At 62.1% G+C, this 23322-nt stretch carries 23 protein-coding genes and 1 tRNA gene; 7 read left to right on the top strand and 17 right to left on the bottom strand.

Annotated elements, in window-relative coordinates; all coding sequences use genetic code 11:
- Positions 1-12: 12 nt before the first annotated feature.
- The 7 genes from ACYU8T_RS03450 to uvrC all read right to left on the bottom strand — a co-directional run bounded on the left by ACYU8T_RS03450 (position 13) and on the right by uvrC (position 8569).
- On the bottom strand, positions 13-294 hold the full coding sequence (locus ACYU8T_RS03450; RefSeq protein WP_247230849.1) for a hypothetical protein: 282 nt from the start codon (positions 292-294) through the stop codon (positions 13-15).
- A 14-nt stretch (positions 295-308) separates the two neighbouring features.
- Positions 309-1799, bottom strand: coding sequence for a type II and III secretion system protein family protein (locus ACYU8T_RS03445; RefSeq protein WP_461158518.1), 1491 nt, complete (start codon positions 1797-1799; stop codon positions 309-311).
- Positions 1786-2715 (bottom strand): Flp pilus assembly protein CpaB, encoded by a 930-nt coding sequence (gene cpaB, locus ACYU8T_RS03440; RefSeq protein ID WP_461158517.1) that lies wholly within the window; start codon positions 2713-2715, stop codon positions 1786-1788. The genes ACYU8T_RS03445 and cpaB overlap by 14 nt, the downstream gene beginning before the upstream one ends.
- A gap of 65 nt (positions 2716-2780) precedes the next feature.
- Positions 2781-3011: a Flp family type IVb pilin gene (locus tag ACYU8T_RS03435; RefSeq protein ID WP_247230844.1), complete on the bottom strand. Its 231-nt coding sequence runs from the start codon at positions 3009-3011 to the stop codon at positions 2781-2783.
- Positions 3012-3665: 654 nt separating this feature from the next.
- Positions 3666-4409, bottom strand: a complete 744-nt coding sequence (locus ACYU8T_RS03430) for a DUF2569 domain-containing protein (RefSeq protein ID WP_461158516.1) — start codon at positions 4407-4409, stop codon at positions 3666-3668.
- A 212-nt stretch (positions 4410-4621) separates the two neighbouring features.
- Positions 4622-6280 (bottom strand): sensor histidine kinase, encoded by a 1659-nt coding sequence (locus ACYU8T_RS03425; protein ID WP_461158515.1) that lies wholly within the window; start codon positions 6278-6280, stop codon positions 4622-4624.
- Positions 6281-6652: 372 nt separating this feature from the next.
- Positions 6653-8569, bottom strand: coding sequence for an excinuclease ABC subunit UvrC (gene uvrC / locus ACYU8T_RS03420; RefSeq protein WP_461158514.1), 1917 nt, complete (start codon positions 8567-8569; stop codon positions 6653-6655).
- 167 nt (positions 8570-8736) lie between these two features.
- Between uvrC and ACYU8T_RS03415 the strand changes: the two genes are divergently transcribed.
- Entirely contained in the window at positions 8737-9789 is a 1053-nt protein-coding gene (locus ACYU8T_RS03415; protein ID WP_461159735.1) for an NAD(P)-dependent alcohol dehydrogenase, read from the top strand.
- Positions 9790-9906: 117 nt separating this feature from the next.
- Here the strand turns inward: ACYU8T_RS03415 and ACYU8T_RS03410 are convergent, their stop codons facing one another.
- The 8 genes from ACYU8T_RS03410 to ACYU8T_RS03375 all read right to left on the bottom strand — a co-directional run bounded on the left by ACYU8T_RS03410 (position 9907) and on the right by ACYU8T_RS03375 (position 16512).
- Entirely contained in the window at positions 9907-10521 is a 615-nt protein-coding gene (locus ACYU8T_RS03410; RefSeq protein ID WP_097091936.1) for a F0F1 ATP synthase subunit B family protein, read from the bottom strand.
- Positions 10514-11008, bottom strand: coding sequence for a F0F1 ATP synthase subunit B family protein (locus ACYU8T_RS03405; RefSeq protein ID WP_461158513.1), 495 nt, complete (start codon positions 11006-11008; stop codon positions 10514-10516). The genes ACYU8T_RS03410 and ACYU8T_RS03405 overlap by 8 nt, the downstream gene beginning before the upstream one ends.
- A gap of 86 nt (positions 11009-11094) precedes the next feature.
- Positions 11095-11322, bottom strand: coding sequence for a F0F1 ATP synthase subunit C (locus tag ACYU8T_RS03400; RefSeq protein WP_021240110.1), 228 nt, complete (start codon positions 11320-11322; stop codon positions 11095-11097).
- A gap of 54 nt (positions 11323-11376) precedes the next feature.
- Positions 11377-12162: a F0F1 ATP synthase subunit A gene (locus ACYU8T_RS03395; protein ID WP_097091938.1), complete on the bottom strand. Its 786-nt coding sequence runs from the start codon at positions 12160-12162 to the stop codon at positions 11377-11379.
- A gap of 46 nt (positions 12163-12208) precedes the next feature.
- Positions 12209-12532 carry an AtpZ/AtpI family protein gene (locus ACYU8T_RS03390; protein ID WP_097092837.1) on the bottom strand — a complete coding sequence of 108 codons (324 nt, stop codon included), beginning with the start codon at positions 12530-12532 and terminating at the stop codon, positions 12209-12211.
- Between the two features lie 175 nt (positions 12533-12707).
- Positions 12708-13109 (bottom strand): DUF1318 domain-containing protein, encoded by a 402-nt coding sequence (locus ACYU8T_RS03385; RefSeq protein WP_097091939.1) that lies wholly within the window; start codon positions 13107-13109, stop codon positions 12708-12710.
- On the bottom strand, positions 13106-13294 hold the full coding sequence (locus ACYU8T_RS03380; RefSeq protein WP_461158512.1) for a YnbE family lipoprotein: 189 nt from the start codon (positions 13292-13294) through the stop codon (positions 13106-13108). The genes ACYU8T_RS03385 and ACYU8T_RS03380 overlap by 4 nt, the downstream gene beginning before the upstream one ends.
- Positions 13291-16512: an intermembrane phospholipid transport protein YdbH family protein gene (locus tag ACYU8T_RS03375; RefSeq protein ID WP_461159734.1), complete on the bottom strand. Its 3222-nt coding sequence runs from the start codon at positions 16510-16512 to the stop codon at positions 13291-13293. Before ACYU8T_RS03375 ends, ACYU8T_RS03380 begins: the two co-directional genes overlap by 4 nt.
- 130 nt (positions 16513-16642) lie before the next feature.
- Here ACYU8T_RS03375 and radC point away from each other — a divergent pair, with 130 nt between their 5' ends.
- Complete coding sequence (radC, locus tag ACYU8T_RS03370) at positions 16643-17338, top strand: RadC family protein (RefSeq protein WP_201514581.1); 696 nt, start codon at positions 16643-16645, stop codon at positions 17336-17338.
- A gap of 9 nt (positions 17339-17347) precedes the next feature.
- Here the strand turns inward: radC and ACYU8T_RS03365 are convergent, their stop codons facing one another.
- Together ACYU8T_RS03365 and ACYU8T_RS03360 are read right to left on the bottom strand one after the other, a co-directional pair.
- Entirely contained in the window at positions 17348-18688 is a 1341-nt protein-coding gene (locus ACYU8T_RS03365) for a DEAD/DEAH box helicase (protein ID WP_461158511.1), read from the bottom strand.
- Between the two features lie 122 nt (positions 18689-18810).
- A complete protein-coding gene (locus tag ACYU8T_RS03360; RefSeq protein ID WP_097092839.1) occupies positions 18811-19245 on the bottom strand; it encodes a hypothetical protein in 435 nt (144 codons plus the stop codon).
- A gap of 77 nt (positions 19246-19322) precedes the next feature.
- Between ACYU8T_RS03360 and ACYU8T_RS03355 the strand changes: the two genes are divergently transcribed.
- The 5 genes from ACYU8T_RS03355 to ACYU8T_RS03335 all read left to right on the top strand — a co-directional run bounded on the left by ACYU8T_RS03355 (position 19323) and on the right by ACYU8T_RS03335 (position 23314).
- Positions 19323-20762, top strand: a complete 1440-nt coding sequence (locus tag ACYU8T_RS03355; protein WP_461158510.1) for an FAD-binding oxidoreductase — start codon at positions 19323-19325, stop codon at positions 20760-20762.
- A 117-nt stretch (positions 20763-20879) separates the two neighbouring features.
- Positions 20880-21668: a SapC family protein gene (locus ACYU8T_RS03350; protein ID WP_201514585.1), complete on the top strand. Its 789-nt coding sequence runs from the start codon at positions 20880-20882 to the stop codon at positions 21666-21668.
- A gap of 305 nt (positions 21669-21973) precedes the next feature.
- Positions 21974-22048, top strand: a tRNA-Glu gene (locus tag ACYU8T_RS03345).
- Positions 22049-22233: 185 nt separating this feature from the next.
- Positions 22234-22524, top strand: coding sequence for a hypothetical protein (locus ACYU8T_RS03340; protein ID WP_141397829.1), 291 nt, complete (start codon positions 22234-22236; stop codon positions 22522-22524).
- Between the two features lie 394 nt (positions 22525-22918).
- Positions 22919-23314: an energy transducer TonB gene (locus tag ACYU8T_RS03335; RefSeq protein WP_461158509.1), complete on the top strand. Its 396-nt coding sequence runs from the start codon at positions 22919-22921 to the stop codon at positions 23312-23314.
- The last annotated feature ends 8 nt before the right edge of the window (positions 23315-23322 follow it).

Below are 23322 nucleotides of genomic sequence, written 5' to 3'. Positions count from 1 at the left end.
ATGAAGCCCCCCTTACCGGCCGCCCGAGCCGCCGCCACCAGACCCGCCGCCTGTGCCGGAGGTCGTGCTGATGGTCGCAGGCTTCTTCACCTTGTCGGTGCGGTAGCGTTCGATCGCGGCCGCGCTGCGGGCGCCGTCACCGCCTTCGGCCAGCGCTCCTTCATAGCGCGGCTCGGGGTTGATCACCTGCACCGCATAGTTGCTGCGCACCGCGCCGCCAAAGGTCGGGTCGTTGGCGGTACATCCCGCCAAAGCCGGACCAACCAGCATCGCCGCGACGATCAACCGGCCCATGGTCATCCTCTCCCTCATAGCTCATATCCACTCTGCGCCGCGCCCGCCGGAGCCGGATCAGCCGGAGCCGGAGCCGCAGGCCGCTTCGAAGACGGCGGCATCGCGTCGGGACTGAGCGGATTGATGCCCACCGCCTTGTCCGTGCGCCCCATCAGGAACAGGTCCAGCTCATGCGGATTGCCCACGCGGTCGGTCGGCAGGCGCACATCCTCCGCCCGCATCGGCTTTACGAGGCGCGGCGTCACGATCATGACCAGTTCGGTCTGCTGCTTCTGGAAGCCGGTCGAACGGAACAGCGCCCCGATGATCGGGATCGATCCCAGCACCGGCAGCTGCCGCACCGTATCCTGGAAGTCGTTGCGCAGCAGCCCCGCGATGGCAAAGGACTGCCCATCTCGCAGTTCCACCACCGTCTTGGCCCGCCGCGTCAGCAATCCCGGCACCACCAGCCCGTTGATCGTCACCGACGCCGAAGGATCGATCGAGCTGACCTCCGGCTCCACCACCAGGTTGATGATGCCATCGCTCAGCACCGTGGGCGTAAAGCCCAGGCTGACGCCAAACGGCTTGAACTCGACCGTGATGCCATTATTGCCATTGCCGCCCCCGCCGCCGCCATTCTGCACGACCGGGATCGGGAATTCGCCACCCGCCAGAAATGACGCAGTCTCACCGGAGAGCGCCACCAGCGTCGGCTCGGCCAGCGTCTTCACCAGCCCCTTGCGCTCCAGCGCGTCCAGCGCGGAAAAGATGTTGAGGCTGCCGATCTTGTACGCCCATGTCCCCACGCCGAAGGCATCGGACAGGCCATCCAGTGCGATCGTGGGCGTCCGCCCATTGTTCGTCGGCACGATCGAGTCAGCCGACAGATCGCCGATGCTGCCCACGGTCCTGTTGCCGACAAAGCTGTGGTTCAGCCCGATATCCTTCGCCGCCGACCGGTTCACCTCCGAAAAGCGCACCTCCAGCATCACCTGCTGCGAAGCACCGACCGACAGCATGTTGACGACCTTCTCGTCCCCACCCGCATAGGTCCGGGCGATCTGCACCGCGCGATCCACAGCCGAAGCGCTCGACACCGTCCCCGTCAGCACCACCGCGTCATTGGAAATGCGCGCGCCGATCTGCTCGCCCGGGATCAGCTCGGACAACTGCCGCTTCAACGTCACGACGTCCGGCCCCACCGCCACATCGACCACCGCGATCAGCATGTTGCGGCTGTCATAGAGAGTAAGGCTGGTCGTCCCCACCTTCTTGCCCAGCACATAGAGCGACCGGTTGGTCATCGGCAGGATGTCGGCGACCTCCTGATTGCCCACCAGAGCCTTGGAAAAAGGCCGGTCGACCGTCAGCACCTGGCTCTTGTTGAGCGGCACGTCCAGCTGCCCCGCATGATCCACATTGCTGGCGGTCAGCGAGGCGATCTGCGCCGGAGCGGATGTCGCCACCCCGAAAGCCAGCGCCGTCCCCAGCGCCAGCATGGACAAGGACTTAGCGGGAACCATAGCGCTTCACCTCATAGCTGGTGCCGGTCGTGCCGCGGACGATCTCGACCGATGCGGTCGCTGGCAGAGCGGAAACATTCTTGGGGACAGTGCGACGCGGCGCACGCATCACGGGCACCGGAGCAGGCAGATAGGCCGCTTCGGCAATCCGGCCGCGCGAAGCCGAAAAACCGCCGACATAAGCCCCGTCGCGCAGGTCCTCCGTCCCCACCGTCTGTACCGCCGGGTTCGGTTCATCGGTCACGTTGCGCAGTACCAGTGTCAGCTGGCCGACCTGCTGGCCCAGAACCAGCTTCTGCGCATCGACCTGATTGACTTCCAGCGTGGCGGTCTTGCCGATTGCCGGATCTTTCGAACTGTCATTGGCATTCTGGTCGATCGCGATCACGCGGATATTCTGAAGCAGCACATCGGTGATCTGCTGACCGCCGCCGCCCATGCCGTCCTGCGCGGTCCGTGTGACGAAGACATCCACGGTGTCGCCCGGCAGCACAAAGCCGCCCGCCGCCGCCACGTCGCTCACGCGAACCGCCACAGCACGCATTTCGGGCCGCAGCACACCGGACATGGTGGCGCGGCCTCCCTCTGCGGACAGCTTGGATGTCAGGATCGGCTCACCCGGCTCGATCTGCCGCAGCACCACACGCTGCTTGCCGAGAGACGTGAGCTGGACCGGATCACGAAAAGCACCGGGAGGCACGGAAGCCGCAGGCCAATCGACCACCCTGATCTTTTCCGGCGTCACCGCCGTCCCAAAGGCCAGCGGCATCGACGCGACGACGACCTTGGCCATACCGCCTTGCGGCGTTGCCTGCGCCTGCTCCGCCCTGCTCAAATAGCTATTGGCGACAAATACCGCCGCCAGACCCAGCAAGATCGCGAAGCCAAGAAAGATTAGAGATCTGCGCTGCCCCACGACAACTCCCCCCGGAATTGTGGATTAAGTCTGGCCGGCCGCAGCGCGGCCGGCCCGTCTTCAGCTTAGGTTGCGGGCGCGCCCGTGGAGGAAGTTCCACAATCTGCAGCGGTCGGACCGCTCGTGCCGCCGACGCCCTTGATACAGGTCACCGCCTTGTTCATGGAACTATCGATCGCATCGCCCAAGTTCCATGCGGCAATCGCAATACCCGTACCCACAATCGCCAAGATCAGCGCATATTCCGCTGCCGAAGCACCGCTCTGATCATTCCAAAGCTTCTTGAAGAAAGTCATGTCTTTTACCCCTATTTGACCGGAAACCATTTTCCCGGCTGCTCTCGCACAGTTCTGCGGAGGGGCCTTTGCCACCTGGCGACCCTAGCGTTGGTGTTCCCCTTCGCCAGGCAGTTGGGCAGTTCCCGTAGAACTTGCGTTCAAAATGAACCAATGAAGGGGCAAGTCAACATGGTAAAAAATATGTCCATTTTTCAGTCCGTTAAGTCGATTTTTTGTTAACCATTTTCGTTTTCCCTACTTACCGCAGCAAGTAACCCGTAAATATTTTAAAATATATCTTTGGTTATATATCGGTCGAAAAACAGAGAAATACTTTTATTTTCTTTCGCATTATAGGTCAAGTTAGGCAAATATAACTTACTGACCATATTTAAATGACCAATTTACTGATTCTCTATTGCAGTATTAATTCTAGTATAATCGCATAATTAACGATATATATCTATGGCCGCTCATGAAGGATCCTCTCCTAATTCAGATCAGATACACAGCCTGAGAGTCCACCCTTCCCTCTTGTAGGACGCACCGCTTTGCGGCTGCACAGTCGGCCAGGGTCACGCTCCGGCGCGAATCAGCAACAGCTCGACGTCTCGAAAAACCGAATCATCTGCATGGATTTGCGCGCCGTAAAAGGAGCGCCAGCGCATCCAGTCAGGCGCTTACCCTATTACGGAATGTGATGTTCACCCGCTCGGACAACAACAGGTACGGCAACCACAGCGCGACACTGATCAGCACCTTTTTCACATTCCCGCTCAGCAGATCCGCCAGCGCCATTTCCACCGCCGGGGGAACATCTCCGACCCGAGCGACGAATTGCGCGATCCCCACTTGAGCCATCAGGTCCACGCCCCACACCATTGCCAAAAAGCGGGGAAAGAGCGGCACCATCCGCAACGCCGTCGCAAATGCGAACATGTACAGGCATGACAGCAGCACGACGTCCGCCAGCATCACGGCATAAAGGCTGATGAACCAGGTCGGTGCATAGCTGCCCAATGCAGGCACCGCGCTCAAGAACTCAAGCGTGCGCACCGGAACATTGAGCGCGATACCCAGCAGCAGTGACGCCATCACGCCGTATAGGCCGAACTGCGACATCTCCCGCGCTTCCAGGCAATCGACCTTGCGCCACCGGCCCACTTGCGCCAGCCGCAAACCAGGTTGCGCGTGCAAACGCCCCGCCGGAAACAACTTGAGGCCCAATAGCAGCGTACCCACCGGCGCACCGACGACAAGCATATAGGGCAGCAGGCCCAATCCACTCGCCCAGGGCGCATCGGCATAGGGCGTCGCCGGAAATGCCAGCCGCAGGCCGCAGGCAAAGGCGGCGATCAGGATCCACGTGCCGACGATGCGCTGCAAATTCAGCTGTAATGACAGCACCAGCGCCACGCTTTTGCGGTAAAGATGATCCTGAACCAATCGCACCATGGAAACCGGACCTCCGCTCACCGCATCATCGGAAGGGTCATCTATCAACCATTCTGGTTAACCCGGGGTAAAACGCCCCCACCGCCTCAAAAGTTCTGCGAAGCCCCATGCGAGGACAATCGAACGGCGCGGCACAGCAGGGGCCCTTCCTTAACGCTTGCAGTCGGCCCTTCTCACTTCCGGGGCACGGTAATCTGAATCATCGTCCGCCCGCCGATATTCCGCAGATATACTTCGCCGCCCAGCGCCTGCACCCGCCGCATCAATGACCGGGATTGCACCGCGCCCGTAGACCCCAGCCTCGCAAGATTGGGCACGCCATCGTCGGTCACATGCAACGCAATCCGGTTGCCCGCCGGTTGCAGCGAAAACTCGACCGCATGCGCGCCCGCGTGGCGGACCGCATTGGCGACGATCTCACGCACCGCGAAGCTCAGTTCGCGTCCGATCATCGCGCTGGTCGCGCAATTGCCGTCCTCCACGCGCAGCTCGCATCTTATGCCCCATTGCTCCGCCAGCGACCGCACCACCATCGACAGCGTCTCGGGCAGATAGGCGAAATCCTCATCGTCCTCGACCGGGTTGATGATCCATCTGATGGTGCCGATCTGATCCTTGGCGATCCGATCCACATTCGCCAGCACTGGAAAGGGATCGTCGATCGTTCCGTTCAGCACCGGCGCGACCTGATAGCGGATACTCGCCAGCGCCTGCAGCACGCTGTCATGCAGTTCCCGCTGCAACCGCTCGCGCTCACGCGCACCAGCGATGACATGGGCAAGGTCCAGGCTGTTGCGGACCATCATCTCGTCACAGGCGCTTTCAAATACGCGCTGCGCGATCGCCGCTGCATCTTCATGCGTCGGATCATCCAGCTCGACGGCGCCCACGGCATCGAACGTGCCCAATGACACGCGCAGCGTCATCAGCGTTTGCGCATCCAGCATGGCCGCCCAAGCCCGGCCTCCGGGGCTCAGCGGAGCCAGATGGCTTATACCGTCCTGTGACAGGCCGATCGACGCGCCACGGCGGCAGTCATGCCAGCCCGTCTCCACCGCCAGCAATCCATTGCTGCCCTCGGGCCTGGTTTCGCCGAACCGGCTCGACGCAAATCGGTAGGCTTCGGTGCTCGCCGTACGGAACAACACCGCCCCATTCTCGCTCCCCGTGGCGATCTTCAACGCCTGCAGCAGAAAGGGTTCGGAACCGCCCTTCACAAGCGGCAAACTGCCTTCCGTCAGCCGCCTTGCCTTTTCCTCCTGCAACAACTTCTCACGGCGCGGGCCAAGCAGCATGCCCGTCACCACTATCACCACGGCAAGATAGAGCACGCGCAGCGCCACGCGTTCCGGGTCCGGCTCGGACGGCACCTCGACGATCTTGTCCATCCAGACCGTCAGCAAAGCCGTCATGGCCGCGAATGCGCCGACCAGAACGTGGAAGCGGCGACGCACGATCAGCGCGATCTCGATGGCGACGAACAGGCTGCCGACAAAATAGGGGCTGTCCGACGCGTTCGTCACCACCAGCAGCGACAGAAACAGCAGCGCGTCCAGAAAAACCACCGGCTTTCGGATACGCATCTCCGTCACCCACGACCGCGCCGACAGGATCAGTGCGCCCAGCGCGAGCAGCAGCATGGCGAAGATGATGCCGTTCTCCGCAATCTCGGCCCAAGAGCGCGGCGAAGCGAATGCAAAGCTCACCACCGTATAGACGAGGGCGAGTACAAGGCGTGTGACGTCCAGCATGCGCCACGGCCGAAGCGCGGAAAGGCCAGCCCGTGGCCGCCTTCTGAAAGCCCGCAACATGTCCGCATGTCCATTGGTCATGCTGTCACAACTCCGCCTTATTGGCAGTTATATGTTCAGATATATGCCTTTTGATAAGTATTCATTCACTTTACGCAGTGAAGGTAAAGTGAACGCAGATTGCATCTGCTAAAAAGGATGATCATCAAATGACGTTGATGAGATATGCCGATGGAATATCTCCACGACATTGAACAAGCTCAAAGGCTTTTCCACGACCCTTCTCCTCCGACCCGCGCCATAATTGTCAGCGTCTGGAAAGATCATTGCAGGAGTGCAACCACAAGGCAAGAGCAGGAGGAAGAATCACGCCGAAATCAGGCACCTATCTCCACGCCCACATCATTTCGATACCGTAACAACATCACGGAAAAACCGCGTTTTCCCGCTATTTCATTCATGAAAATAATCATAAATCTGCCGCGCCACAGCTTTCGAAACCCCGGGCGCCTTCAGCAAATCTTCCAAAGCCGCGCTCTTCACCGCCTTCGCCGTTCCGAAATGCATCAGCAGCGCTTTCTTCCGCGAAGGCCCGATGCCCGGCACCTCGTCCAGCGAGCTGGTCGAAATGGCCTTGCTCCGCTTCTGCCGATGCGCCCCGATCGCAAAGCGATGCGCCTCGTCCCGCAACCGCTGGAGATAGAACAGCACGGGATGGTTAATCGGAAAGCTGATCTCCCGCCCGTCGGGCATATGGAATATCTCCCGCCCCTCCCGTCCATGATGCGGCCCCTTGGCAATGCCGATCATGCACACATCCTCGATGCCCAGGTCTTCCAGGATCGCGCGGGCCGCCGACAATTGCCCCTTGCCGCCGTCGATCAGCACCAGGTCGGGCCACTCACCACTGTCCCGATCGGGATCCTCCCGCGCCGCCCTCCCAAAGCGCCGCTCGAACATCTCCCGCATCATGGCGAAATCGTCATTCGAGATTTCCGGGTTCTTCATGTTGAACTTGCGATAGGCATTTTTGCGGAACCCCTCCGGCCCCGCGACTACCATGGCGCCCAGGGCGTGGCTGCCCTGGATATGGCTGTTGTCATAAATCTCGATCCGGTCAGGCACTCCGTCCAGTCCGAATGTCTCGACCATCTCTTCAAGAACCTTCGCCTGAGTGGTCGTTTCCGCCAACCGCCGGTCCAGCGCCTCGACAGCATTGCGCTGCGCCTGCCGGATCAGCCGCGTCCGCGTGCCTCGTTGCGGCACCTCGATACGCACTTTCGCGCCAGCCCGTTCGCCGAGCGCCTGTGCGATCAGTTCACATTCCACAGGCGTGCGATCGGACAGGATCAGGCGTGGCGGCGGCACTTCCTCATAAAATTGCGCCATGAAGCTCGCCAGCACCTCATCCTCCGCCACTTCGGCCGTATGGACCGGAAAGAAGCTGCGGTGCCCCCAATTCTGTCCCCCGCGAATGAAGAAGGCCTGGATGCACATCGCCCCGCCCTTGGTCGCCAGCGCGAAAATATCGGCGTCACCCAGCCCTTCCGCATTGATCGCCTGGCTACCCTGGATAAAGGTCAAGGCCTTCAGCCGGTCGCGCAAAACAGCGGCCTGCTCGAAATCCATGGCTTCTGAAGCGGCCTGCATCGCCTCGCCCAGCTTCTTCTGCACGGCCGTCGACTTGCCGCCCAGAAAATCCTGCGCATCCTTGACCAGCTCGGCATAGCCCGCCTCGTCGATCCGCTGAACGCAGGGCGCGGAACAGCGCTTGATCTGGAACAGCAGGCAGGGCCGCGACCGGTTCGCGAAAAAGCTGTCGGTGCAGCTGCGCAAAAGGAACAGCTTTTGCAGCGCATTGATGGTCCGCGTCACCGACCCGGCGCTGGCGAAGGGACCATAATAGCGCCCCTTATATTTCCGCGCGCCACGATGCTTCTGAACGCGCGGGAAGGAATGATCCTCCCGCAGCAGGATGAACGGAAAGCTTTTATCATCGCGCAGCAGGACATTATAGGGCGGCCGAAACCGCTTGATCAGCTGCGCCTCCAACAGCAGCGCCTCAGCCTCGCTGTTGGTGGTCACGATCGTCATGGACCTGGTTTGCGCCACCATCCGCTGCAACCGCTTCGGCAGCCGATCGACCTGCGTGTAATTGGCCACCCGATTACGCAGCGCGCGAGCCTTGCCCACGTAAAGCACGTCGCCGCGCGCGTCCTGCATGCGGTAAACACCAGGCCGCGTCGGCAGGGTCTTCAATGTGGTGCGAATGGCTTCGACGCCCGCCTCAATGTCCGGGTTCCCTGCCCCCCTTACAGTGAAGCTGGCTTTATCTTCGTGAAAACGGTCGGGCGATTGGGGATGCGACATGGTTGCAGAGATAGCGGGGGCAGAGCCAAGCGCAATGGCCGAGCACCCTCCTGTTGCCTTGGGGGCATTGAAACAGCCGGGCGATTTCCCACCTAGCGCTCGCCACTCCACTCTCCTCGCGGTCAAAGTTGCAGGCAAGCCTCGGGGACCAGCAGAAAGTCATGAATATGGTGACAAAGGCCTATGGCGCTTATGCCGCTGACAAACCCGTGGAACCGATCGACATTGAACGCAGGGCGGTAGGTCCTCATGATGTGCAGATCGCGATAGCCTATTGCGGCATCTGCCATTCAGACCTGCACCAGATCCGTTCGGAGTGGGCGGGCACTCTCTATCCCTGCGTTCCTGGACATGAAATCGTCGGCCAGGTAACCGCCGTGGGTGAACATGTCACCAGCTTCAAGCCGGGCGATACCGTGGGCGTGGGCTGCATGGTGGACAGCTGCCAGCACTGCGCATCGTGCGAGGAAGGGCTGGAGCAATATTGCGAAACCGGCTTCGTCGGCACCTATAATGGCGCGACGCAGGACCCACCCGGCCACACGCTTGGCGGATATTCTCAGGACATCGTGGTGAAGGACAAGTTCGTCCTGAAGATTCGACACCCCGTCGACCAACTCGCCGCGGTTGCGCCGCTGCTATGCGCGGGCATCACGACCTACTCGCCTCTCCGACATTGGCAGGTAGGGCCGGGCAAGAAGGTCGGGATCGTGGGGATCGGTGGCCTCGGTCACATGGGCGTTAAGCTGGCCCACGCGATGGGCGCGCATGTTGTCGCGTTCACCACGTCTGAAGCAAAGCGGCAGGATGCGCTGGACCTGGGCGCTCAGGAAGTCGTCGTGTCGCGCAACGCTGACGAAATGGCCGTTCACGCAGGCAGCTTCGATTTCATCCTGAATACCGTTGCCGCTAGTCATAATCTCGATCAGTTCACCGCTCTTCTGAAGCGGGAGGGGACGATGACGCTGGTCGGGGTGCCGGAACATCCGCACCCTTCGCCCAATATCGGCATGTTGATCTTCGGCCGCAAATCGATCGCCGGGTCTCTGATAGGCGGAATCGCGGAGACCCAAGAGATGCTGGATTTCTGTGCTGACAAGGGCATTGTCGCCGACATCGAGATGGTAGCGGCGCGCGATATTGAGACCGCTTATGAGCGAATGCAAAGAAGCGATGTCAAATACCGTTTCGTTATCGACAATGCGACGCTTGCTGGCTGACACCGGCTTGCCGGGCGCGTCTGATCATCAGGCGCACCCAACCGAAGAGTTTCCAACAAGAAAAAGGGCCGGTGCAGCAATCCGCACCGGCCCTTTTTCGAGCAACATGGCTAGGGCTCAGACGGTTGGGCTCAGCCCCTTGATGGCGCTGTCTACCAGCTGACGATCGGCGCCGGCATCATGATTCTGTGCGATCAGCGTCGCGGCCGCGCTGGTGGCGGCGTTGACGGCCTTGGTGCGAATACCCGCAATGGCCGCGCGTTCGGCTGCTCCGATCTTGTCCTCCGCCATCTTCTGGCGGCGGGCAACCAGTGCCACTGCATTTGCCTTGGCATCTTCCAGCAGCGTTGCCGCTTCGCTTTCAGCCGACTTGCGCATCGCTTCAGCTTCACCGGCCGCATTAGCCAGCTTCGCTTCATACTCCGCCTTCAGCGCGTCGGCTTCAGCGCGCAGCTTTGCCGCTTCCGCCAGCTGTTCCTTGATCTGGGCAATTCGGCCGTCGAGCACATTGCCGATCAGCGCAGGCACCTTCTTGATCAGGAGGATGAGGATGAAGACTGCCATCGCCAGGCTGACCCAGGCAGTCGCGTCCATGCCAACGGCTTTCGGATCCGTGTGCGGCACCACGCCTTCATGCGCGACGGTGCCGACCGGCTCCATCCCCTCGGCGTGAATTGCCTCTTCGATATGCGGAGGCGAACCTTCGCTATGCTGTGCTGCTGCCTCAGCCATGGGCCAGTGCCGCCTTTACTGCGTTGCGGGCCGCTTCGTCCGACGCGTTCACGCCGGAAATACGGGCCACCATGTCGCGCGCCGCTTCGGCGGCGACGGTTTCAATCTCTGCCATAGCTGCCTGGCTAGCCGCCTGGATGCGGGCTTCGGCAGCGCCGATCCGCGTGGCGATTTCAGCGTCGGCGGCGGCAAGCTGTCCTTCGGAGGCCCTGGCAGCTTCCGCTTTCGCACGGGCGAGCGTCGCCTGGGCCGCAGCCCTGCTTTCCGCGTCACGGGTGCGATAATCGGCCTCTGCCTCATCGGCGCGGGCGAAGGCAGCCTTGGCGGCGTCCAGATCACCAGTGATCTTCGCGTCGCGCGCGTCGGCCGTCGCCTGAACCTTGGGGACCATGCCCCGGCCGATGACGAAGAAGACAAAGCCGAACGTCAGCAGCATCCAGAAGATTTGCGACGCATAAGTTTCGGCGATTTGCGCGATTTGAGGCATTTTGGGTCCGTCCGATCAGGGCACCGTCAATTCATAGCGAGCGAACGGGACGGCGAAGGCCGCCCTGCCCGCTCGCCAAGCGGTTGTCAGGCCACGAACACCAGGATCATGGCGATAACGAACGCCAGCAGACCCAGAAGTTCGGCCGCGGCGAAACCGATGAAGAGGCGGCCCTGCTGGCCGTCAGCGGCGCCCGGATTGCGCAGCGCGCCTTCCAGGAACGATGCGAACACGTTGCCCACACCGAGCGAAGCGAGACCCGCACCAATGGCGGCCAGGCCAGCACCGAGCAGCTTTGCGGCTTCTGCGTCCATGTCGTAAACTCCCTTTTCTAAACTCGAACAAATGGTTGGAAAAATAGCGAAAACTTAGTGAAGGTTCTCAGCGTCGTTCAGATAGACCGAAGTCAGCAGCGCGAACACATAGGCCTGGATCACCGCGACCAGCACTTCCAAGGCGCTGATGCCGATCATCAGGATGAAGCTCGCCGACCCGACGGTCAGGCCGTAGCCAACGCCAGCGTTCGAGCTGTTGATGACGAACCCGGCCAACACCTTGAGCAGAACGTGCCCCGCCGTCATCGCAACGAACAGTCGCAGGCCAAGGCTGAACGGCCGCACCATGAAGGACACCAGCTCGATCGGGAAGATCACCGGGATCATCGGCAGCGGCGTACCATGCGGCACGAACAGCGAGAAGAAGTGCAGCCCATGCTTCCAGAAGCCGACGATCAACACGATCGAGAAGCTCAGGATCGCGAGTACGCCCGTGGCTGTGAAGTGGCTGGTGAAGGTGAACGGGTGCAGGCCGATCAGGCCAAGCGGCAGCAGGCCAAGCAGGTTCGCCAGCAGGATGAACATGAACAGCGAGAAGACATAAGGAATATACTTCTTGCCGCCCTCGCCCACATTGGCGATCAACAGGCTCTTGATGAAGCCGGTCATATATTCGACCGCCATCTGCCAGCGACCGGGCACCAGCTCGCGCTTCATGCCGCCGATCACGAAGATCCACAGCACCACGGCAGCAGCCACCATGTAAAGCGCGCTGTTGGTGAACGCGATGTTATAGCCGCCGAGCGACAAGTGATCCGTACCGAACAGCGGTTCGATCGCAAACTGGTGCATCGGATCGATTTTGCCGGATTCTGCCACGTTGACCCCTGTAACGTCTGGTATTCGGACTAAGATAAAAGCGCCCCTATTCGCCGGGACGCTTCGTCGTCGTCAATCTGATGATGTTCCTGAAAGCCACCACGATCCCAAGACCGAGGAAAGCCAGCAGGAGCCATGGAGATGTCCGCAGAAAGTAGTCCAATGTCCCACCAACCACGGCACCACCGGCAAGACCACCGATCAGTTCTGCAAGAACCCTGTTGCCCAGGCGCGATCCATCGTCGGCCTGTTGCTTCGTGGTCCCCTGCCTGACCTTTTCGGCTCGTTCGGCCTTTGCGATCCGCTCCTCAAGAGAAGTGATGCGCGCGTCCTCATCCGCCGGGTCTTGCCCGGGTACATCCTCCGCCATGACCATTCCTTTCCGTTCAGGCAGATAAGCCTGCGTCAGGCGGCATGGCGCGTGCGGCTGCACCCGTCAAGGCGCGGCCCGTTTAGAAAGGGCTTTCGGGATAGTCAACCGTAGTTGGGCAGGAGAATCGTGCTTCGCCCGAACGCAGCAAAGAAACTCCCACGCGCCGCAGGAATTACCCCGCGGTCGCGCAATAGCTGGGCAGCGCAATCGGCCCGGCGCCCTTGGTTTGCCAAGGCCCCGCGCCCACGCGGTACACCTGTCCCTGCTTCACTCGGTTGCTCAGCGTTTGACAGCCAGTGGCAGCCGCCACGTCCTGAACCGTCACACCGCGCTTGCTTGCAAGGTCGGTGTAGGCCGCCCGCCGCTTTATGTTGATCGATTCGACTTCCGATCGCACAGCCCCGCTGACCGACCCGGCGATGCCCAGATAGCCATCCGCCTGTTCGCCCACGGCGCCCTCCGCCATCGCCGCCGCAACCGCGCCCGACTGCGCGCGCGCAGGCGCGCTGGCGACAAAGCCGGTCGCCAGCACGACGGCGGCACCTGCGGCGATCATCAAAAGCTTGCGTGTCATTGCGGGAACAACTCCGGGTTATTCTGGATAAGATCCTGTGCATCGCGCTGAAGGCGAACGACCACCTCCTGCTGCACCTTTACGTTCAGGTTGATTTCGATCGGCTTGTCAGGCGCCTTCACCTGAATGCAGCCCGCCAGGGCCAAACCGGCGAAACCCGCCGCACATATCGCTCGTTTTTTCATCGCTGTTCCCTGTTTCTCACAGTGTCGCTTTCCGCAGGCTTAACTGCAATGCCTTCGCGAATCTTCTCCTGCATCTGATCGCCTATGCTGTTCTGAATGAGCGTGGTGGGATCGATGAAGGATTTGGCGGTGCCCAGCAGGCCGCGGAACGGCGCGGCGATGCGCACATTGAAGATGAAGGGCAAGCCGGTCAGGCTGCGCGCCATGCCGTCTGGCACGTCCCCGAGCTTGCCCCGGTTGACGCCGTTGAACACCACATTCGTCACCATCTCGCCATCCAACGCGCCGTCCATCAGGATGGTGAGGCACTTATATTGCAGATTCTTGAGCGCATCGAAGGCGAGCTTGCCCATCACGCCAAGCTGCTCGTTGGAGACTGGCCCGACATAAGACAAAGTTCCGGATTGGCGGTTGGGATCGCACGGAACCGTCGGCAATACGCCTTCGGGCATGATAAGCGGCGGCATGCCCTGCTGCCGCGCGGCCAGCACGCCACCGGCGACGCGGCCGCCCTGCGAATTGAAGATCAGCGGCATCAGTCCATCGAACGTGCCGGTGGCCGAGATATTGTCCAGCTCCATCGCCTGGATGAAGGCTCCTGCGTCGATGCCGATCACACGGAACGTCAGATAACGGTCCACATCCGCACTGAAATCCATGGTCGTGGGCAAAAGAACGAGCTGTCCTCCGGAGAAGGGCCACCCCCCGCCCTCGATATGCACCTTCTGCCCCGGTTCCAGCCTGTAGCGAACGGTGCCGTCGCGCACCTCGATGCCTGGATTGACCATCCTGATCCGCAGCACCTGCCCCGGCGCGCTCACCAATCCGAGCAGATCGGTAAAGCGCAACTCGCCCGACAATCCTTCGACCGGGCCGAAAGCTGCCGCCAGCTTGGCATTGTCTGTGCGGAACAGCCCATCGCTGGTCACCGCATTGCCATTCCACCGGATATGCCCTTCCCCCGTCACCGTCGCCTCGACATTGGCAACGACCCCCAGCGCCAGGCGCGTGACTTCTTCAGGCTGCAAAGTGGGACCAAATACCAACCCCGGCACGTTAAGGTCGGCCTTGCCCCGCCCTGAACCCAGATCATGCGCTATGTCTGCACGCGCCACCAACGCATCATCGCGCGGCACCCGCAGCGTTCCGGTCGCCGCAATCCTGCCGTCCCGCAATGTGAGGGCGAAGTCCGGCACCTTGAGCGGTTCGAACCGTCCCGGCGTCTGGGCATCGCGCACCATCATTGCAGCGGCGAGCCTCAGTGCGCCTTGCGCGAAGCTCCATTCGCCCGTGCCGTCTTCCACGATCAGCGGCACAGAACCGATCCGCGCATTCGCTCCGGCGAGTCTTCCCTTCAGCCCCTGGGCCGTAGCCTGGCCGGTCAGCGTTTCCGCCACCAGCCGTACCGGGGATGCCTGCGGCCCGATGGCGAACTCCGCGCGGGAAAGCGCAAAGCCCTCCTGCCCCAAAGCAACCCTCGCCCGCTCGGCCGACAGCCGCATCGGGCTCTGGCCGCTGCGGCCGCGCAGGTCGAGATTGCGGATCTCGGCACCCGCGCGCACTCCGTCCGGCCCTGTCGAAAGCAGCGCGCCTCCCCCGATCGGGCATAACGTCTGCCGGGTCCGGCCGATGGCGAAACTCCCGTAACGCGCCTCCTCCAGCGCCAATGGCACGCAGCGGCGGTTGATCGCGATGGCCCCGTTCGCGCTCAATTCTCCCGTCACCGGCATCGCGAGTCCGCGCAGCCGTCCACCCGGAAGCGGCCCGTCGAGCTTCACCACCGTAGAGAAGAAGGTATCCCCGCGAGGTCCCGCCGTGAAACGAACCGGCTCCAGCGCAAGCTTAGCATCTCCGGCAGCATAGGGGTCGATGAACAGCTGCCCGCCCAATCCGCCACCCGGCCGCCGCGCCAGTCTCAGCGCAGCCTTGGGCAGCCCGCCTCCATCAGTCGTGATGGCGCCATCCAGCGCCCAATCAATGGCCGCGCCACCTTTTCCGGGCCAGCTGATCATTATCTCGCCGTCTCCCGGAACGGCGATCCGGGCTCCACTACGCGCGTTAAAGCCGGTGCCCGTCAGTACGACGCTGCCACCCTTGCCGCTTTGAGCGAAGGCAAGGTTGGTCCGCAGCACATTATTCTCACCCGCATGGGCCACCGCATCCGCCAGTCGCGCAGCCAAAGGCGCCAGAGGCGTGCCGACGGCAGATCGCTTCAACCCGGCCAGCGGGTCACGACCGGCCAGGCTCAGTTGATGTGCCGATAGCCGTGCGCTGGCTTGTGACGTGCCGCGACCGACGCGCCAGGCTCCGATAATCTCCGTCTCACCAGCCTTGATGCTTGCCAATCCAAGCGCCGCCACGCCGATCCGCGCCCGGCCAGCGGTCTCCGACGCGTTGCCGTTGAAATCGATCCGCCCTGCCGGTTTGGCCAGCACCATGCCAGAGGACTTCAACGCCTCTGCCCCCAGGGTGACATGCCCGTTCCACCGGTCGAGCGCCTTGCCCAGCCACACATCGATCTCAGCGCGCGGCGTCGCCGCCGCCGTCCTGCTTCCCCGGCAGCCAAGAGCCGCCGCCTGCACTGGTCCGATCAGATGGGGCTGCTCATTCCTGATCGCCACGTCCAGCAAGGCGATCATGCGGGTTGCGCTGCATCCGGCGATTGCCGCACGAGGCATGGCGGCGGCGAGACGGCCGTCAAAGCCCGACTTCAACTTACCCTTGCCTTCGATCTGCATGCCGACCGTCCCGGCGTCGGTATCGAGCCGGATGCGCGCATCCCGCAGCGCCAATGCTATGTCGGGCAAGCTGAATGGCGCCTTCGAGGTGGGGTCGCCGAATTTGTCGAGCTCCCCCAGCCGGAGCACGCCGCCGCGGTAAGATCCCCGCAACCGCACACCTCCCGCCCTGACCTCCGCCACATGCGGGGAAAGACCGGTAAAGGCGAGGTCCACCTCCACCCAGCGAGCTGTCAGGTCCGGATTTTTAGGATCACCAAGAACGATATTCTCGATGCGCTGGGTACGCAGGCCGATGTCTTTCAGGTCATAACTCGCCTGAACGCCCCTGCGGTTCATTTCCCGCCCGATGAAGTTTTCGGCGATGGGCGCCCGCTGGGTCCACAAAGCAACAAGGATCAGCGCCAGGGATCCTGTCCCGACACCCAGCCAGCGTAACCAGCCACGACGAGATTCCTCTTCGCCGTCCTCATCTTCGATGCTTATGGCCAACCCCGGCTCTCAACCCTTATCCGTAACGCCTGCATAACGTCTGAGCTGCCTTAAATATCCTTGCCCCGCATTTACGCAACGCATAGGTCCATTTCCCTGAACAGGGGATTATAAGGCATTGGCGGACAGGGATGTTGCGGTCAGCCATGATGGCGTGGGTCATCGCGCCCGGCTGCGGCAGAAGTTGGCGGAAAGCGGCGGCGAAGCGCTGCACGACCATGAACTGATCGAATATCTGCTCGCCCTCGCTATACCGCGGCGCGATACCAAGCCGCTCGCGAAGGCGCTGCTGCGGGAATTTGGCGGCATTGGGGGGCTGATGACGGCCGATTGGCAGGCGATCGCGCGGGTGCCCGGCATGGGCGACACCAGCATCGCAGCCGTCAAGATCGTGCATGCCACGCTGCTCCGCATGCTTCGCAGCGAAGTGGCCCAGCGGCCGGTTCTGGCAAGCTGGCAGGCGCTGCTCGATTATCTGCGCGCAGACATGGCCTATCTGCCGGTGGAGCGCGTCCGCGTGCTTCATCTCAACAGCCGCAACATGTTGATCCGTGACGAACATATGGGTGACGGGTCGATCGACCAGGCAGCCATCTACACGCGGGAAGTCATCCGACGCGCAATCGACCTCGGCTCATCCGCGCTCATCCTGGTCCATAATCATCCGAGCGGCTCTCCCGAACCGAGCCGTCAGGATATCGAGATCACCCGCCAGATTGCGGAGGCGGGCAAGCGCCTCAACATCGCGGTCCACGATCACATCATCATCGGATCGCAGGGCCACAGCAGCTTGCGCGCAATGGGGCTGCTGTAGAGCTTACCCTTAGGCGTTGAATCCTACCGAAAGAAATTCAGGTACAGGACCGTTCCAGCCCTCGTCCGGACCATCGTCCTTGACTTCAGCCCGGCGCGGGCGCGCACCATTGGCCTGGCTTCTGGAAGCGCGCGGTTCTTCGCGGCGGTCGTCGCGGCGCTTGCTGGAGCTGCGCTCCGCCTTCCACTCACCCTCGCGGCGCGGCTCTTCCGCCTTTTCCGCTTTTGCAGCACCGGCAGGCGCATCGATCGTCTCGATCTTCTGCCCGATCAGCTTCTGGATATTGTCGATCGCTTCCGCGTCATCAGCCGTCACGAAAGTGAAAGCCGCCCCCTTCGCGCCCGCCCGGCCCGTCCGCCCGATGCGGTGGACATAATCGTCGGGATGCCAAGGCGCATCGAAGTTAAAGACGTGGCTCACACCCTTGATATCGAGCCCGCGCGCCGCGACGTCGGAAGCCACCAGTATATTTACTGTACCGGCACGGAACCGCTCCAGCTCGGCGATGCGCGCCGACTGGTCGATATCGCCATGGATCTCGCCGGACTTGAAGCCATGGCGCTGCAGGCTCTTGTTGAGTTCGCGCACCGTCGTTTTGCGGTTGCAGAAGATCACCGCGCTCTGCACGTCCTCGCCTTCGAGCATCGCGCGCAAGGCCTCGCGCTTCTTGCGCGAATCGACCTTGACCAGCCGCTGGGTGATGTTGGTGGACGCCGTAGCCGGACGCGCCACCTCGATCGACTTGGGGTTGCTCAGGAACCGATCCGCCAGCTTCTTGATCGGCGCGGGCATGGTCGCTGAAAATAGCAGCGTCTGCCTTTGCGACGGCAGCTTCGTGCAGATTTCCTCGATATCCGGGATGAACCCCATATCGAGCATGCGGTCAGCTTCGTCGATCACCAGCATCGAACAGCCGTTCAGCAATATCTTGCCGCGCTGGAACAGGTCCATCAGCCGGCCTGGCGTGGCGATCAGCACATCGACGCCCTTTTCCAGTGCCTTGAGCTGATCCCCCATCTGAACGCCGCCGATCAGCAGCGCCATGTTGAGCTTGTGATATTTGCCGTATTTCTCGAAATTCTCTGCAACCTGCGCCGCCAGTTCGCGCGTCGGCTCCAGGATCAGCGAACGCGGCATCAGCGCGCGGGCGCGGCCATGCGCCAATATGTCGATCATCGGCAGCACGAAGCTGGCGGTCTTACCCGTCCCCGTCTGCGCGATGCCGATGATGTCCTTCATCATCAACACGGGCGGGATCGCCTGTGCCTGAATAGGCGTGGGCGTGTCATATCCGGCCTCGTTAACGGCCTTCAAAAGTTCATCGGATAGGCCGAGATCGGCAAAAGTCATTCAATTGTCCGGGACAGAGGCTCTCCGCAACGCGCTCCTGCACCACGGAAATCGCGCGCGCCTTGCTGAAATATCGGCGTCTTGTCAAGAAATTCGCGCATTGCGGCCAGCTTAAACTCGGGTCAATCGTCCTGTTCCGCCTCTTCCAATCGCCTGAAACTGTCGATCACACAGCTCAGGCCACTGCGTGCCTGCAGTTCGTCCCTGCCTGAACAAAGCGACCCATCATCATCCGGCTCGACATAGAAACCCGAATAGAAGCCGGTAGAGCTGCATCCCCGCTCCAACCTTGCGCGGTAACGGTGGTTATCGGCCAGCAGCAGGTCGACCCCATGCCCCACCACGACGCTTGCCGACCGGATAGACCGCAGCGCGATACAGCGCGGCCCTTTCCTTTCCTTCCACTCACGTCCCGCCTGGGGAGCGATGCGCGCGGGCGCACGCCCTTTTTTCGCCATCGGCACGCGGATGATGACCCGTTGCTCGATCGACATCTGAGCCATCTGCACAGGCCCGGCAGTGGGTGCGACAAGGAGCAGCAGGACGGAATGAAGCAAATCGAACCCCTTTTGGGGCGGCACGCTATGGGCCGGTGGTTGAACCGTCGATGAATTCCGGGGCATAGCATCGTGTCATGATAGGACAAGAGATCATCGGCAGGTTCGCAGCGCTGCTGGGGCCAAAGGGCGTCATAACCGATCCGGAGGATATCGCGCCGTGGCTGACGGACTGGCGCGGCCGGTTTCATGGCGCCGCAGCGGCCATCCTCCAGCCCTCCAGCACGCAGGAAGTCGCCGCGATCGTCTCACTTGCTGCCGAACTCCGCGTGCCGTTGGTGCCTCAGGGAGGAAACACGTCGATGGTCGGGGGCGCGACTCCACCACAAGACGGGTCAGCGCTGATCCTCTCGCTGCGCCGGATGAACCGCATCCGATCGCTATCGCCGGAAGACAACCTCGCCATATGCGAGGCCGGCGTCATCCTCTCGACCCTGCACGATGCTGCCGAGGAGGTCGGGCGCCGCTTCCCTCTCAGCTTAGGCGCGAAAGGTTCAGCAACCATCGGCGGCCTCATCTCGACCAATGCGGGGGGCACCCAAGTGCTGCGCCATGGCACAATGCGCGCCCTGGTGGAAGGGCTGGAGGCAGTGCTCGCGGACGGAAGCATCTTGAACGGCCTGGAAGCGCTCAAGAAGGACAATCGGGGCTATGACCTAAAGCAATTGCTGGTCGGCGCCGAAGGGACGCTCGGCATCATTACCGCCGCCTCGCTCCGGCTCGTCCCCGCGATCGCTGCCCGCGCGGTTGCATGGGTGGGCGTCGCCTCACCGGCCGACGCCCTCGCCCTCCTCAGCCTCGCCGAAGCGCGGCTGGGTGACAGTGTCGAAGGTTTTGAGATCATCGCCGACGATGGTCTCGGCCATGTCCTCTCCCACATTCCCGGCACCCGCTGCCCGATCGAAACCCGCACGCCCTGGCACGTCCTGATCGAAGTCGATCATGCCGACCTGTCGCCACCCTCCCCCGAAGAACGCCTGGAAGCAGCCCTGGCGGAAGCTCTGGCCCAGGGCATCGCGACCGATGCCGCGATCGCCGTCAATGAAGCGCAGGCCGCTACATTCTGGCGCCTGCGCGAATCGCTCTCCGAAGCCGAACGCGCACAGGGCCCGGCGCTGCAATTCGACATCAGCGTTCCCGTCGCGCGCATGCCTGCTTTCATGATCGACACGGCTGCCGCTGCGGAACGAACATTCCCGGGCACCACCGCCTCCTCCTTCGGCCATCTGGGCGACGGGAATGTCCATTTCCATGTCCGTGCGCCAAAAGGCACGACAGACGGTCCAGCCTGGATCGCTGCGGACGGAAAAGCGATCAACGCCTTCGTCCATGATGCGGTCGCCGCCGCAGGCGGCTCCATCTCGGCGGAACATGGCATCGGCCAGATGAAGCGGGCGGAACTCGGCCGCCTCGCCAGCCCAGCGCGGCTGCATGCCTTGCGCGCGATCAAGGCCGCCTTTGACCCGCTCGGCCTCATGAACCCCGACAAGCTGATCCCGCGCCCAGAAGAGGGCTGAACGCCGCGGGCAAGACAAAGCAATTGCCTCCCATCGCCAAGGTCTTTATCGCCCTCTCCCAGTTTTTGGGAAAGGTGGCGCTTCCGCACGCGCTGCTTCGATAGAATGGAACAGATCATGGCTAGCGCGCCCGCCAATAACCTCCCTGTTTTCTACAACGACCTGCTGCCGCTCAGCAGCGTTGATCATGCAAGCTATCGCAGCCGGTCGGTGGAATCCGCTCCCTTCCTGACGAAGCAGCATGCCGTGCCGCTGACCGTCGACGAATTCGTCGCCGCCCAGCGTTTCGTGCCAATCATTTTTTCGGCAGGCGACGAAGCGGTGCCGCTGGCGCTGATGGGCCTTAACGAGGGCATCAACACCTTCCTGGACGATGAAGGCAAGCTACGCGGCCCCGCCTATGTTCCTGCCTATGTCCGCCGCTATCCCTGGATGCTGGCGAAGCTGCGCCCGGACACTGACGAACTGTCGCTCTGCTTCGATCCCACCAGCGAAGCGATCGGCGAGTTCGAAGAGGGCCAGCCGCTGTTCGAAGATGGCAAGCCGAGCGAACTCACACAGGGCGTGCTCAAATTCTGCGAGGATTTCGAACAGGCGGCCGCGCGCACGGGCCAGTTCATGAAAGACCTCAAGGAACTCGACCTGCTGATGGACGGCGAGGTCGCCATCCAGGTGCCCGGTAACGATCAACCCTTCGTCTATCGCGGTTTCCGCATGGTGAATGAGGAAAAGCTGCGCGACATGCGTGGCGATCAGCTGCGCAAGATCAGCCAGAACGGCATGCTTCCCCTCATCTACGCCCATCTCTTTTCACTCCAGCTGATCCGGGAAGTGTTCGAGTCGCAGGTTGCACAGGGCAAAGGACCGATTTCCATCCCGCAAGCGCCTCAGCCCGCCGAAGCCTGAGGAAGAAAAACAACCTGGATCAAGCATGTTAAAGAAAAGCTTTTCGCTCGCCTCTTGAAAGTGAGCGGGGCCTTCTTTATCTTTCGAACATACGGCGCGCCTGCCCCCCTTTCGGGTGTGTCGTATGGGCGCCTCCCCCTTTTGGAGGCGTCTCCTCCCTGAACCTTGGCCACCCCATGTATGACATGGGGTGGTTTTTTATGGGTCGAAGGACGATGGCGAAAGGCCGGGCGAAAGCGGTTTCGCTTGACGGCAAGCCCCTTCTCCCCCTAAACGCCACCGCCTGCCAGCCGCCATGCGGCCAAGGCCCCTTCGTCTAGCGGTCAGGACGCGGCCCTCTCACGGCTGAAACACGGGTTCGATTCCCGTAGGGGTCACCACCTTCTTCCCACCGGAAATTTGCCAGCCTCAGCCGCTCACCTGCAAATGGCCGCCTAGATTTAGCCATCGGCCTGGCGAACGCGCATTTATATGTGTTTTCTGAAGCCTGCGCATCTTTGTCGCGCTTCGATCGAACAAACTGGCGTCTCTGTCGTTTCACACCTGTCGAAACTGGAGACCAACCATGCGTAACACAATTTTATTGATCGCCGGACTGGCAGCCGCAGCCAGCGTGGGCGGCTGCTCGCGTGAAACGACGCGCGATGGCTTGCGCGGCGCGGGCATCGGTGCGGTTGGCGGCGCAGTGGCGGGCGCGATCGTGCCTGGCCTTGGCGTTGCCGAAGGTGCAGCCATCGGCGCAGCAGGTGGTGCTGTCGTAGGCGCAGCGACTTCGGATGGCGATCGCCGGTGGGAACGCGATCGTCGCGGCCGGGAATATTATATCGATCGCAACGGCCGCCGCGTCTACCGCTAAGCTGTGAGGCTGCCGCGCAACATGCGCGGCGACAGGTAACATGGCCACAACTCAGGCGCAGCGATGGCAGGGTCGGGACAGGATCGTCCCTGCTGTCGCGGCGCTGTTGGTCAATGCCCTTATTGGCTATGCCCTGATCATCGGCCTCCGCGGACCGTCATTATGGCGCGCCGCGGTTGATCGTTCGCCACTCGCGCTGTTCGACCTGCAACCTTCCACGCCTGAACGTCCAGAACCTCCGCGCGAGGCTAAGCGCGAGGGCGGAAGCCCCTCCGCTTCCCCGGCAGCTCCCATGCAAAAGCAACCAGCGCCGCCGGAACCCGCTGCCATCACTGCGCCCAAGCCAATCATCGTAACGCCTCAACCCGCTCTATCTGCCGCCCCGTCATCGTCTATGACAAGCGGCGCAGGCAGCGCAGGCGGCGGCAATGGCTTTGGCATGGGCCAGGGAAGCGGAACCGGCGGCACCGGAACCGGTTCGGGCTCCGGCGAGGGAGACGGCGAAGGCGCCTTTTCGAGAGCCCGCCAGACCGGCGGCCGCTTCCGCAATTCGGATTTCCCCGACTCCCTGCGCGGCGTAGGCAGGGTGAAGATCGGCGTCCGCTACGCGATCGGTCCGTCCGGGCAAGTGGACAAGTGCGAGGTGATCGAAGGAAGCGGCTATCCCGAACTCGACGGGATGACCTGCCGCATCATCATGGAACGCTACCGTTTCCGCCCCGCCCGCGACCCTGACGGCTATGCGGTGACGGAGGTGCGGGAGGAAGATTATCGCTGGCGGGTCCGCTGAGCACGTCC

This window comes from Sphingobium sp. TomMM35A (genome assembly GCF_054771735.1).
This window is presented reverse-complemented; position numbering and strand designations above follow the sequence as displayed.

Bases quoted from the DNA above. Each gene is read 5' to 3' on its own strand.
- ACYU8T_RS03450 (WP_247230849.1), bottom strand. From the start codon at position 294: ATGGGCCGGTTGATCGTCGCGGCGATGCTGGTTGGTCCGGCTTTGGCG.
- ACYU8T_RS03445 (WP_461158518.1), bottom strand. From the start codon at position 1,799: ATGGTTCCCGCTAAGTCCTTGTCCATGCTGGCGCTGGGGACGGCGCTG.
- ACYU8T_RS03435 (WP_247230844.1), bottom strand. From the start codon at position 3,011: ATGACTTTCTTCAAGAAGCTTTGGAATGATCAGAGCGGTGCTTCGGCA.
- ACYU8T_RS03425 (WP_461158515.1), bottom strand. From the start codon at position 6,280: ATGACCAATGGACATGCGGACATGTTGCGGGCTTTCAGAAGGCGGCCA.
- uvrC (WP_461158514.1), bottom strand. From the start codon at position 8,569: ATGTCGCATCCCCAATCGCCCGACCGTTTTCACGAAGATAAAGCCAGC.
- ACYU8T_RS03415 (WP_461159735.1), top strand. From the start codon at position 8,737: ATGGTGACAAAGGCCTATGGCGCTTATGCCGCTGACAAACCCGTGGAA.
- ACYU8T_RS03410 (WP_097091936.1), bottom strand. From the start codon at position 10,521: ATGGCTGAGGCAGCAGCACAGCATAGCGAAGGTTCGCCTCCGCATATC.
- ACYU8T_RS03405 (WP_461158513.1), bottom strand. From the start codon at position 11,008: ATGCCTCAAATCGCGCAAATCGCCGAAACTTATGCGTCGCAAATCTTC.
- ACYU8T_RS03400 (WP_021240110.1), bottom strand. From the start codon at position 11,322: ATGGACGCAGAAGCCGCAAAGCTGCTCGGTGCTGGCCTGGCCGCCATT.
- ACYU8T_RS03390 (WP_097092837.1), bottom strand. From the start codon at position 12,532: ATGGCGGAGGATGTACCCGGGCAAGACCCGGCGGATGAGGACGCGCGC.
- ACYU8T_RS03385 (WP_097091939.1), bottom strand. From the start codon at position 13,109: ATGACACGCAAGCTTTTGATGATCGCCGCAGGTGCCGCCGTCGTGCTG.
- ACYU8T_RS03380 (WP_461158512.1), bottom strand. From the start codon at position 13,294: ATGAAAAAACGAGCGATATGTGCGGCGGGTTTCGCCGGTTTGGCCCTG.
- ACYU8T_RS03365 (WP_461158511.1), bottom strand. From the start codon at position 18,688: ATGACTTTTGCCGATCTCGGCCTATCCGATGAACTTTTGAAGGCCGTT.
- ACYU8T_RS03355 (WP_461158510.1), top strand. From the start codon at position 19,323: ATGATAGGACAAGAGATCATCGGCAGGTTCGCAGCGCTGCTGGGGCCA.
- ACYU8T_RS03350 (WP_201514585.1), top strand. From the start codon at position 20,880: ATGGCTAGCGCGCCCGCCAATAACCTCCCTGTTTTCTACAACGACCTG.
- ACYU8T_RS03340 (WP_141397829.1), top strand. From the start codon at position 22,234: ATGCGTAACACAATTTTATTGATCGCCGGACTGGCAGCCGCAGCCAGC.
- ACYU8T_RS03335 (WP_461158509.1), top strand. From the start codon at position 22,919: ATGACAAGCGGCGCAGGCAGCGCAGGCGGCGGCAATGGCTTTGGCATG.